Source organism: Acidovorax sp. KPB24-07 (genome assembly GCF_057543315.1).
In genome coordinates this window covers 1-10,930 of sequence record NZ_BAAJYS010000117.1, presented here as the reverse complement: position 1 = coordinate 10,930, position 10,930 = coordinate 1, and the positions used below count along the sequence as shown (strand labels likewise).

The window sequence follows — 10,930 nt, the reverse complement described above, 5'->3', positions numbered from 1 at the left end:
CTGCACATCGAGGCAGGCCGCCTGCACGCCGTGCGGACCGACCAGGGCGACCTGCCCTGCCAGGGTGCGGTCATCGCGGCGGGCGCCTATTCGCGGCCGCTGGCGCTAGCCGCCGGCGACCGTGTGTGGCTGGACACCGAGCGCGGGTACCACGCGATGCTGGACGTGCAGGCCCGCTCCGGGGAGCCCGCGCCCGCCGGCCCCCGCACCTCCACGATGGTGATGGATCGTAAGCTCATCGTGCACCAGATGGCGCACGGCCTGCGGGTGGCGGGCCAGGTGGAAATCGCCGGCCTACACGCCGCACCCGACTGGCGCCGCGCCCGCATCCTGCTGGGACACCTATTCGATCTGTACCCTTCGCTGCCCCGCGCCGCGCTGGAGGACGGCGCCCGCTTCTGGATGGGCCGGCGTCCGAGCACCAGCGACGGACTGCCCTGCATCGGACCCGCCAGCGCCTGCGCGGACGTCATCCATGCCTATGGCCACGGCCATGTGGGCCTGGGCGCTTCGGCCCGCACGGGACGGGTGGTGTCCCAATGCATGAACGGGCAGCCTCCGGAGATCGACCTGGCGCCGTTCCGTCCGCAACGATGGCGACGATAATTCGGCCGCAGCGGAAAACGCCCCGCCCTCCCCACGCAACCTGCGCCGCTCCGCAGGGTGCAGTCCCCGCTCTCTTCACCCTTTCGCCATGTCCGCCGTCTTCAACTTCACCTTCGTCCCCTGGTTCCGCTCGGTGGCGCCGTACATCCACAAATTCCGCCACCAGACCTTCGTGATCGGGCTCACGGGCGAGGCCATCGCGGCTGGCAAGCTCCAGGCCATCGCGCAGGACCTGGCCATGATCCAGGCGATGGGCGTGAAGATCGTGCTCGTGCACGGCTTTCGCCCGCAGGTGAACGAGCAGCTCGCGGCCAAGGGGCATGCCGAGAAGTATTCGCACGGCATCCGTGTCACCGATTCGGTGGCGCTCGACTGCGCGCAGGAGGCCGCGGGCCAGTTGCGCTACGAGATCGAGGCCGCCTTCAGCCAGGGCCTGCCCAACACGCCGATGGCGGGCTCCACGGTGCGCGTGATCTCCGGCAACTTTCTGACGGCGCGGCCCGTGGGCATCGTGGACGGGGTGGATTTCCAGCATTCGGGCCTGGTGCGCAAGGTGGATGTGGCGGGCATCCGGCGCTCGCTCGACATGGACGCGCTGGTGCTGCTGTCGCCCTTCGGCTTCTCGCCCACCGGCGAGGCCTTCAACCTGACGATGGAAGAGGTCGCGACCTCCGTGGCGATCGCGCTCAAGGCCGACAAGCTGGTCTTCGTGTGCGAGGTGCCCGGCATCCGCATGAACCCCGACGAGCCCGAGAGCGACGACAACCCCATCGACACGGAGCTGCCGCTGGCCCAGGCCCGGCAGATGCTGGCCCGCGTGCCGCCCAGCCAGCGGCCGACCGACACCGCGTTCTATCTGCAGCACTGCGTGAAGGCCTGCCAGAACGGCGTGGAGCGCAGCCACATCATTCCTTTCGCGGTGGACGGTGCGCTGCTGCTGGAGATCTACGTGCACGACGGCATCGGCACCATGGTGGTCGATGAGAAGCTGGAAGAACTGCGCGAGGCCACGCCGGACGACGTGGGCGGCATCCTGCAACTGATCGAGCCGTTCGAGAAGGACGGCACGCTCGTCAAGCGCGACCGCACCGAGATCGAACGCGACATCGCCAACTACACCATCATTGAACACGACGGCGTGATCTTCGGCTGCGCGGCGCTCTACCCCTATCCGGAGGGCAGCACGGCCGAGATGGCGGCCGTGACCGTTTCACCGCACAGCCAGGGCACGGGCGACGGCGAAAAGCTGCTCAAGCGCATCGAGCAGCGGGCGCGAGGCATGGGCCTGACCAGCCTGTTCGTGCTCACCACGCGCACCATGCACTGGTTCATCAAGCGCGGCTTCCAGCCCGTGGACCCCGAGTGGCTGCCCGAAGCCCGTAAGCGCAAGTACAACTGGGACCGCCGCAGCCAGGTGCTCGTCAAGAAACTGTAGGCGGCGGCCCGGCCTGCGGCCACACCGCTCAGGCGGCGACCGCCCGGGCCACCTGTCGCGCCACCTCGGCGATGGTGGCATCGCGCTTTTCCGGCGTGGCGGTGGTCTGGGTGATGTAGCAGGTGACCACGATGGGCGCACCGCCGCCGGGCGGCCACAGCACGCCGATGTCGTTGGACGAACCCTGGTTGCCCGTACCCGTCTTGTCGCCCACCCGCCAGCCCGGCACGCCGGCACGCAGCCGCTTGTCGCCCGTCTTCGTGGCCACGATCCATTCGACCAGCTGGGCACGCGAGGCCGGGCTCAGCGCATCGCCCAAGGCCACCTTGCGCAGCGACTGCAGCATGGCCTGCGGCGTGGTGGTGTCGCGCGGATCGCCCGCGATGGCCTCGTTCAGCGTGGGCTCGGTGCGGTCCAGCCGCGTCACCGTGTCGCCCAGGCTCCGCGCGAAGGCGGTGAAACCCTGCGGGCCGCCGTGGCGCGCCAGCAGCAGGTTGGCCGCGGTGTTGTCGCTCAGCGTGACGGTGCCTTCGCACAGCTCGCCGACCGTGATGCCGACGTCGCCCACCCGCTTTTCCGTCACCGGCGAATAGGCGACGAGCGCCGACGCGTCGAAGTGCACCCGGCGGTCCAACGCCTCCTGGCCCCGGTCGACCCGCTCCAACATCCACGCGGCCAGCAGCAGCTTGAAGGTGCTGGCCATGGGAAAGCGCTCGTCCTGGCGCCAGCCCAGCGACAGCCCGGAGCCGGTGTCGAGCATGGCGACCCCGAGCCGCGCCTTGGGGTGGCCGTCCAGTGCCGATTCAAGCTGCTGCATGGCGGCCTGCCAGGCCACCTCCCGCGCGTTGCGCTGGCCCGCAGGCGCGGCGGCATGGGCCGGGCCGGCCCACAAGGCGGCCGTCGAAGCGGCGGCCACGGCGGCGAAGAGATCAAAGGAAAACTGGCGTCTTTGCATGGAATGAACCTGTCGTTGAAAGCAAGAAGACCCGAACGATAGAGACATGTCGGCCAGAGCACCATCGACAATAATCGGGAAGAGCCCCAAGAAAAACTGCTTGCTACTTGCCCGCCTGATTCCGACGCCATGCACTTGCCCCTCAATGCCCTGCGCGCCTTCGAGGTCTCGGCGCGCCACCTCAATCTCACCCGTGCGGCCCAGGAGCTGTGCGTGACCCAGACCGCGGTGAGCCAGCACATCCGCAACCTCGAAGAGCGCCTGGGCAAACCGCTGTTCCGGCGCCTGCCGCGTGGGCTGGCATTGACGGACGAAGGCCTGGCCCTGCTGCCGGTGCTGGCCGATGCGTTCGGCCGCATTGCCGGTGCCCTGGAACAGTTCAGCGACACCCGCCCCCGCGAAGTGCTCACCGTCGGCGCCGTGGGCACCTTCGCCGTGGGGTGGCTGCTGCCGCGGCTGCGCGAGTTTCAGCAGGCGTGCCCCTTCGTGGACCTGCGCCTGCTCACGCACAACAACCGGGTGGACATCGCGGGCGAGGGACTGGACTGCGCCATCCGGTTCGGGGACGGCGCCTGGCATGGCACCGAGGCCGACCGCCTGCTGGAAGCGCCGCTGTCCGCCATGTGCGCGCCCTCCATCGCCCCCCGGCTGCGAGCGCCGGCCGACCTGGCGCACGAATCGCTGCTGCGTTCGTACCGCGCGGACGAGTGGGCCGCCTGGTTCAGCGCGGCCGGTGTGCCCTGCCCGCTCGTGCGGGGCACGGTGTTCGACTCCTCCCTGGCCTTGGCCGAGGCCGCCGCGCAGGGCGCGGGCGTGGCGCTGCTGCCGGTGCGGCTTTTTCAAAGGGAGTTGCAACAGGGGCGGCTCGTGCAGCCCTTCGGCACGCACATCGCATTGGGTGCCTACTGGCTCACGCGCTTGAAATCCCGCCCGCCCAGCGCTGCGCTGCAGGCCTTTCGCGGCTGGCTGCTGGCCGGCTGCGGCAGTCCATCGAGCAACCCGGCCTGATCGGCCGCCCGCGCCCCGGCCGTTCCAGATGCCCCGCTATCATCGCCACCCCATGCCCGAGATCCTCACCGCCGCCCTCTACCATTTCGTCGATCTGCCCGACTGCGCCGTACTGCAGCCACCACTGCAATCCGTGTGCGAGGCCCATGGCGTGCGGGGCCTGCTGCTGCTGGCGCCTGAGGGGATCAACGGCACGATCGCAGGGGAGCCCGCAGGCGTGCGGGCCGTGCTGGCCTGGCTTCGTGCCGATGAGCGGCTGGCCGGCCTGCGCCACAAGGAGGCGCTGGGCGACCGCATGCCGTTCTACCGCATGCGGGTGCGGCTCAAGCGCGAGATCGTCACCCTGGGTGTGACCGGACTGGACCCGGCGCGCAATGCCGGCACGCACGTGCCGCCGGCGCAATGGAACGCCCTGATCGACGACCCCGAGGTGGTGGTGATCGACGTGCGCAACGACTATGAAGTGGGCATCGGCAGCTTCGCCCGGGCCATCAACCCGCGCACGCGCAGCTTCACGGAATTTCCGGCCTGGGTGGAGCAGCAGCGCGCGCCGGGCGGCGTGCTGGCACACCGGCCCAAGGTGGCCATGTTCTGCACGGGCGGCATCCGGTGCGAGAAGTCCACCGCCCTGCTCAAGTCGCAGGGCTTCGACGAGGTGTTCCACCTGGACGGCGGCATCCTGCAGTACCTGGAAGACGTGCCCGCCGAAGACAGCCGCTGGCACGGCGATTGTTTCGTGTTCGACGAACGCGTGTCGGTGGGCCACGGCCTGTCCACGGGCCGGCACCAGTTGTGCCGGTCCTGCCGCATGCCGCTGGGCGAGGCCGAACTCGCATCGCCCCAGTACCGCCCCGGCGTGAGCTGCCCCTATTGCCATGGCACGCGCACGCCCGAGCAGGAGCGCGCCCTGGCCGAGCGCGAGCAACAGATGGAGCTCGCGCGGCAGCGCGGGCAGGACCACATCGGTGCGCGCCTGGGCTCCTCCGGTGTGGCGCAGTCCGATGGTCAACCCTCGGACGCGCCCAGCGGCCTGCCCGTGCTGTATTCCTTTCGCCGCTGCCCCTACGCCATGCGGGCCCGCATGGCGATCGCGGCCAGCGGGCAGGCCTGTGAATTGCGCGAGGTGGTGCTGCGCGACAAGCCGCAAGCCCTGCGGGACGCATCGCCCAAAGCCACGGTGCCCGTGCTGGTGCTGCCCGATGGCCAGGTGCTGGAACAAAGCCTGGAGATCATGCGCTGGGCGCTCGCTCGCCACGATCCACAGGGCTGGATGGCCGAAGATGCCGCAACGGCCCGGGACGCCGATGCGCTCATCGCGGCCTGCGACGGCACCTTCAAACAGGCCCTGGACCGCTGCAAGTACCCGAACCGCTGTCCGCAGCAAACCGGCACGGGGGACGGCGTGGAGGACGCGCCAACGCCCCAGGCCACCGCCACCGCGTTCCTGACCCAGTGGGACGAGCGGCTGGCGCAACACGCCTTCCTGTGCGGCCCGCGGCCCACGCTGGCCGACGTGGCCATCATGCCGTTCGTGCGCCAGTTCGCAGGCATCGACGCCACGGACTGGCAGGCGGGCCCCTGGCCCCATGTGCGAAAGTGGCTGGCAGCATGGGAGGCCAGCACGGCGTTCACGCAGGTGATGGACAAGATGGCGCCCTGGGTGCCCGGAACCCGGGGCCCGGTGTTTCCCGCCCAGGAGCCCATGGCAGCGCTGGCACCGATCTGACGGATTTGCAACGCCCAAGAAAAAGGCGCCTGTTCAAGGCGCCTCTTTCATTCAACAGGGTTCAGGCGGGTTTCAAGCCGCAGCCAGCGGGCGGCGATTGGCACCCGCTCGCCCGCCGCGGGCCAGCAGCACCAGCAGCACGACGGCCATGAGCACGAAGCAGATGAACGACCAGTTGGCGATGGAGCCTCCGAGGAAGGTCCAGTCCACCGCGGCGCAGTCGCCCGAACCGCGGAAGATCATGGGGATCGCGCGGCCGATGGGGAAGTGCTCGATCATTCCGTAGAAGTCGCGACCGCAGGTGGCGATCTCGGGCGGGTACCACTGCAGCCAGCTTTGCCGCGCCGCCACGAAGGCGCCGAATCCCGAAGACAGCAGCGCCAGGACGGCCCACGACATCCACCAGCCCCGGGTGCCCCGGGCGCTGGCCAGGGCCGCAAACACGGCGACCCCGATGAGCGCATAGCGCTGCACGATGCACATCGGGCAGGGCTCGAGCCCCACGACATGCTGCAGGTACATGCCAAAAGCCAGCATGGCCACGCAGGCCGCCGCGATGAGGCCCAGCACGCGGCGGGGCGCGGCATCCAACCAGTTCAACACCATTGTTCTTGTCCTTGAAGGCCGCGGTCGGCAGCCCTCGAAGGCTGCATCAGATACCGGCGGCGTGGTCCAGAAAAACGCGGGCGCGGCGCGGTGTGACCACCAGCGTTTCACCCTCCCTGAAACCCATCTCCCGGTACTGCTGCGCAGGAATCTGCGCCTCGATCACCGAGTCGGGGCTCGCATTGTCCGCTGGTTTGTGGTCGGCATCGGGAATAAGTTCCAGGCGCGCGATCGGCCCCACGACGATGGCACGGCTGAGCTGCGCGACGATGCCGCGCGGGCGCCCGTCGGCGTCCACGCCCTCGCCGGGCGAGTAGCGCTGCACGTCCAGGTCGTGCGGACGCACATAGGCAAAGGCGCTGGCGTTCTGGGCGCCCGCATGCTCGGGCGAATCGATGGCCATGCCCTCCACGTGCACCAGCCCTTCGTGGGCGCGGCCGCGAAACAGGTTCACGTCGCCCAGGAACCCATAGACGAATGGACTGGCCGGCTGGTCCCACACCTCCTGGGGCGAGCCGCTCTGCTCGATCCGGCCCTGGTTGATGACCACCACGCGGTCGGCCACTTCCAGGGCTTCCTCCTGATCGTGGGTCACGAAGATGCTGGTCACGTGCAGTTCATCGTGCAGGCGGCGCAGCCACCGGCGCAGCTCTTTGCGCACCTTGGCATCGAGCGCGCCGAAGGGCTCGTCCAGCAGCAGCACCTTGGGCTCCACCGCCAGGGCGCGCGCAAGGGCGATGCGCTGGCGCTGGCCGCCGGACAATTGCGACGGATAGCGGTCGGCCAGCCAGTCGAGCTGCACGAGCTTGAGCAGGTCGGTCACCTTCTGCTTGATCTGCGCATCGCTCGGGCGCTCGCCGCGCGGCTTCACGCGCAGGCCGAAGGCGACGTTCTCGAACACCGTCATGTGCCGGAACAGCGCGTAGTGCTGGAAGACGAAGCCCACGCCACGGTCGCGCACGTGCACGTCGGTGGTGTCCTCGCCCGAGAAGTGGATGGTGCCCACGTCGGGCGTCTCCAGCCCCGCGATGATGCGCAGCAGCGTGGTCTTGCCGCAGCCCGAGGGACCGAGCAGCGCGATGAGTTCGCCGGACTGGATGTCCAGGCTCACGTCGCGCAGTGCCTGGAAGCTGCCGAACTGCTTGCTGATGTTGCGGATTTCAATGCTCATGGTGTGCTTTCGTTCAGCGCGCGCCCACGGCGGCGGGTGCGGGGCGCTCGGGCGGCAGTGCGGCCGCGGCCTTGCGCTCCTGCTCGTTGCGCCATTCGGCAATGGACTTGATGACCAGCGTGACCAGGGCCAGCAGGGCCAGCAGCGAGGCCGCCGCGAACGCCGCCACGGACTGGTATTCGTTGTAGAGGATCTCCACGTGCAGCGGAATGGTGTTGGTCTGCCCGCGGATGTGGCCCGAGACGACCGACACCGCGCCGAACTCGCCCATGGCGCGCGCATTGCACAGGATCACGCCGTACAGCAGGCCCCACTTGATGTTGGGCAGCGTCACGTACCAGAAGGTCTGCCAGCCGCTCGCGCCCAGCACGATGGCCGCCTGCTCCTCGTCGCTGCCCTGGGCCTGCATGAGCGGAATCAACTCGCGCGCGATGAACGGGAAGGTCACGAAGATCGTCGCCAGCACGATGCCCGGCACGGCGAAGATGATCTTGACGTCGTGCGCCGCCAGCCAGGGGCCGAACCAGCCGTTGGCGCCGAACATCAGCACGTACACCAGGCCGGCCACCACGGGCGAGACGGAAAACGGCAGGTCCACCAGCGTGGTCAGGAACGCCTTGCCCCGGAACTCGTACTTGGCGATGGCCCAGGCCGCCGCCACGCCGAACACCAGGTTCAACGGCACCGCGATGGCCGCGGTGATGAGGGTCAGCCGGATGGCGGCCCATGCATCGGGCTCCTTGAGCGCCGCCACGTAGGCACCGAAGCCCTTGCGCAGCGCCTCGGTGAACACGGCGGCCAGCGGCAGCACGAGGAACAGCAGCAGGAACGCGAGCGCGACGCCGATCAGCGTCCAGCGCACCCAGGGGGCCTCGGTCGTGCCAGCCTGGGCGCGGCGCACCACGTTGCGCCCGCCGGAGTTGGAAGCGGTGGAAGTCATGCCGGGGCTCCTGCGTGGCGACGCTGCCAGGCCTGCAATGCGTTGATGACGAGCAACAGCGCGAAGGAGATCACCAGCATCACCACCGCGACCGCCGTGGCGCCCGCGTAGTCGTACTGCTCCAGCTTGCCGATGATGATGAGGGGCGTGATCTCGGAAATCATGGGCATGTTGCCCGCGATGAAGATGACCGAGCCGTATTCACCCACCGCCCGCGCGAACGCCATGGCAAAGCCCGTGAGCAGCGCCGGGGTGATCGCGGGCAGGATGACGCGCGTGAAGATCTGCCAGCGCGTGGCGCCCAGGCTGGTGGCGGCTTCTTCCAGTTCCTTCTCGGCGTCTTCCAGCACCGGCTGCACCGTGCGCACCACGAAGGGCAGCCCGATGAAGATCAGCGCGATCACCACGCCGGCGGGCTTGAAGGCCAGCTGGATGCCCAGCGGCTCCAGGTACTGCCCGACCCAGCCGTTGCCGGCCAGCAAGGCGGTGAGCGAAATGCCCGCCACCGCCGTGGGCAACGCGAACGGCAGGTCCACCAGGGCATCGACGATCTTCTTGCCCGGAAAGCGGTAGCGCACCAGCACCCAGGCGATCAGCAGGCCGAACACGAGGTTGACCACCGCCGCGATGAACGACGCGCCGAAGGTGAGCCGGTAGGACGCCAGCACGCGCGGCGCGCTGATGGCGGTCCAGAACTGGTCCCAGGTCAGCGTGAAGGTCTTGAAGACCAGCGCCGACAGCGGGATGAGCACGATGATGCTCAGGTAGAAGATGGTGTAGCCCAGCGTCAGGCCGAAGCCGGGCAGAACCCGCTTCGGGCTGCGCCGGGCCCCGCCCGTGGACGCCACGGCGGCGCCGGGCAAGGCAGAGGTCGCAGCGTTCATGTCTTACTTGGCGCCGGGGGTGTAGAGCTTGTCGAACTGGCCGCCGTCGTTGAAGTGCACCTTCTGTGCCTCGCCGAGGGAGCCGAAGTACTTGGCCACGGTGAACAGCTTGACGGGCTTGAACAGGTCGGCGTGCTTTTTCAGCACCGCTTCGGAACGCGGACGCAGCGCGTGGCGGGCCGCGATCTCCTGCGCCTCATCGGAGTAGAGGTAGTCCAGATAGGCCTTGGCCAGTTCGCCCGTGCCTTTCTTGGCGACGGTGCGCTCGACCACCGCAACGGGGTTTTCGGCCAGCACGCTGCTGGAGGGGTACACCGCATCGACCTTGCCCTTGCCGAATTCGCGCTCGATGGACAGCACCTCGGATTCGAACGTGATCAGCACATCGCCCGTGTTGCGCTGCAGGAAGATGCTGGTGGCATCGCGCCCGCCCTTGCCCAGCACGGGGACGTTCTTGAACACCTGGCCCACGAACTCAGCGGCCTGGGCGTCGGTGCCGCCCTTCTCGCGCACGCTGCCCCAGGCCGCCAGGTAGGCGTAACGGCCGTTGCCGCCGGTCTTGGGGTTCACCACGACGACCTGCACGCCGGGCTTGGCGAGATCGTCCCAGTCTTTGATGTTCTTGGGGTTGCCCTTGCGCACCAGGAACAGCATGGTCGAGGTGGTGGGCGATGCATCGTTGGGAAAGCGCTTGGCCCAGTCCTTGGCGACCACGCCGTTGGTGGCTAGGAAGTCGATGTCGGTCGTGGTGTTCATGGTGACCACGTCGGCGTCGAGGCCGTCGTTCACCGCACGGGCCTGGGCGCTGGAGCCGCCATGGGCCTGGTCGATCTTCACGTCCTTGCCGGTGGTCTTCTTGTAGTGGGCGGCAAAGGCGGGGTTGTAGTCCTTGTAGAACTCGCGGGCCACGTCATAGGAAGCGTTCAGCAGCGTGGACGTCTGTGCCGACGCGACGCCGCCAGCGACCAGGGCCAGCACGGCCAGGAAAGTCTTGAGTTTTGTCCGGGAAGTCATGTCTGCGCCCTCGTTACTGAAAAAGTGAAACCGATTGTGGGCGGCGGCGCTTAAAACTCAAAAGAATATATTCTTGTTAATTAATCGATTTCCAGAATATAGAACCCCGGCAAAACCAAGGGGCGGCATGGTGGATTTCAGCCAAAAATGCCTCCAGCGCAATGGGTACTAGGGCGTTTAGCTACAAAAACAATAGCAACCTTGTCAGGCGGCGGAGCGGGTCTCCGTGGCACCCTGGCCGAGGCCCCACTCCGCGCCATCCACCAGCGAATGCAGCAGTGCCCAGCCCAGGGGCCATTCGCCATGGCCCGAGTCCACGTTCACATGCCCCGCCTGCGGCAGGCGAACGAACTCGCTGCCCCAGGCCCTCGCGTAGGCGCCGGCCAGGCGGATGGGGCAGTAGGGATCGTTGCTGCTCGCCACCAGGATGCTGCGGTACGGCAGCGGCGCGTAAGGCACGGGGGCGAAGTCGCTCAGCACCGCCCGGCGCTCCGGATCGGCCGGGGCGACCAGCAAGGCGCCCTGCACCCGGGCTGCGGCCGGCTCGCCCATGTGCGTCGCGGTGATGCAGCCCAGGCTGTGCGC

The 10,930-nt window shown here is 68.4% G+C and carries 11 protein-coding genes; 4 read left to right on the top strand and 7 right to left on the bottom strand.

The window, feature by feature from the left end:
- Window positions 1-606: NAD(P)/FAD-dependent oxidoreductase (locus AC27IQ_RS13465; protein WP_487089759.1), on the top strand; the 606-nt coding region annotated here is incomplete at its 5' end.
- An 88-nt stretch (window positions 607-694) separates the two neighbouring features.
- A complete protein-coding gene (gene argA / locus AC27IQ_RS13460) occupies window positions 695-2,041 on the top strand; it encodes an amino-acid N-acetyltransferase (RefSeq protein ID WP_284412906.1) in 1,347 nt (448 codons plus the stop codon).
- A gap of 28 nt (window positions 2,042-2,069) precedes the next feature.
- Here argA and bla read toward each other — a convergent pair whose 3' ends face one another.
- Window positions 2,070-2,996, bottom strand: a complete 927-nt coding sequence (gene bla / locus AC27IQ_RS13455; RefSeq protein ID WP_487089758.1) for a class A beta-lactamase — start codon at window positions 2,994-2,996, stop codon at window positions 2,070-2,072.
- 129 nt (window positions 2,997-3,125) lie between these two features.
- Between bla and AC27IQ_RS13450 the strand changes: the two genes are divergently transcribed.
- Both AC27IQ_RS13450 and trhO read left to right on the top strand, forming a co-directional pair.
- Window positions 3,126-4,004 (top strand): LysR family transcriptional regulator, encoded by an 879-nt coding sequence (locus tag AC27IQ_RS13450; protein WP_487089757.1) that lies wholly within the window; start codon window positions 3,126-3,128, stop codon window positions 4,002-4,004.
- A gap of 52 nt (window positions 4,005-4,056) precedes the next feature.
- Complete coding sequence (gene trhO, locus AC27IQ_RS13445; RefSeq protein WP_487089756.1) at window positions 4,057-5,730, top strand: oxygen-dependent tRNA uridine(34) hydroxylase TrhO; 1,674 nt, start codon at window positions 4,057-4,059, stop codon at window positions 5,728-5,730.
- Between the two features lie 72 nt (window positions 5,731-5,802).
- On the opposite strand, the gene AC27IQ_RS13440 is transcribed toward trhO, so the two are convergent.
- From AC27IQ_RS13440 to AC27IQ_RS13415, 6 genes are all read right to left on the bottom strand, one after another.
- Window positions 5,803-6,336 (bottom strand): disulfide bond formation protein B, encoded by a 534-nt coding sequence (locus AC27IQ_RS13440; protein WP_487089755.1) that lies wholly within the window; start codon window positions 6,334-6,336, stop codon window positions 5,803-5,805.
- 46 nt (window positions 6,337-6,382) lie between these two features.
- Window positions 6,383-7,507, bottom strand: a complete 1,125-nt coding sequence (locus AC27IQ_RS13435) for a sulfate/molybdate ABC transporter ATP-binding protein (protein ID WP_272569061.1) — start codon at window positions 7,505-7,507, stop codon at window positions 6,383-6,385.
- Between the two features lie 13 nt (window positions 7,508-7,520).
- Window positions 7,521-8,447: a sulfate ABC transporter permease subunit CysW gene (gene cysW / locus AC27IQ_RS13430; protein ID WP_487089754.1), complete on the bottom strand. Its 927-nt coding sequence runs from the start codon at window positions 8,445-8,447 to the stop codon at window positions 7,521-7,523.
- A complete protein-coding gene (gene cysT / locus AC27IQ_RS13425; RefSeq protein WP_272569058.1) occupies window positions 8,444-9,331 on the bottom strand; it encodes a sulfate ABC transporter permease subunit CysT in 888 nt (295 codons plus the stop codon). Before cysT ends, cysW begins: the two co-directional genes overlap by 4 nt.
- Before the next feature lie 3 nt (window positions 9,332-9,334).
- Window positions 9,335-10,345: a sulfate ABC transporter substrate-binding protein gene (locus AC27IQ_RS13420; protein ID WP_284428481.1), complete on the bottom strand. Its 1,011-nt coding sequence runs from the start codon at window positions 10,343-10,345 to the stop codon at window positions 9,335-9,337.
- A gap of 204 nt (window positions 10,346-10,549) precedes the next feature.
- Window positions 10,550-10,930: RBBP9/YdeN family alpha/beta hydrolase (locus AC27IQ_RS13415; RefSeq protein WP_487089753.1), on the bottom strand; the 381-nt coding region annotated here is incomplete at its 5' end.

Coding starts and splice junctions, on each gene's coding strand:
- argA (WP_284412906.1), top strand. CDS start 695: ATGTCCGCCGTCTTCAACTTCACCTTCGTCCCCTGGTTCCGCTCGGTG.
- bla (WP_487089758.1), bottom strand. CDS start 2,996: ATGCAAAGACGCCAGTTTTCCTTTGATCTCTTCGCCGCCGTGGCCGCC.
- AC27IQ_RS13450 (WP_487089757.1), top strand. CDS start 3,126: ATGCACTTGCCCCTCAATGCCCTGCGCGCCTTCGAGGTCTCGGCGCGC.
- trhO (WP_487089756.1), top strand. CDS start 4,057: ATGCCCGAGATCCTCACCGCCGCCCTCTACCATTTCGTCGATCTGCCC.
- AC27IQ_RS13440 (WP_487089755.1), bottom strand. CDS start 6,336: ATGGTGTTGAACTGGTTGGATGCCGCGCCCCGCCGCGTGCTGGGCCTC.
- AC27IQ_RS13435 (WP_272569061.1), bottom strand. CDS start 7,507: ATGAGCATTGAAATCCGCAACATCAGCAAGCAGTTCGGCAGCTTCCAG.
- cysW (WP_487089754.1), bottom strand. CDS start 8,447: ATGACTTCCACCGCTTCCAACTCCGGCGGGCGCAACGTGGTGCGCCGC.
- cysT (WP_272569058.1), bottom strand. CDS start 9,331: ATGAACGCTGCGACCTCTGCCTTGCCCGGCGCCGCCGTGGCGTCCACG.
- AC27IQ_RS13420 (WP_284428481.1), bottom strand. CDS start 10,345: ATGACTTCCCGGACAAAACTCAAGACTTTCCTGGCCGTGCTGGCCCTG.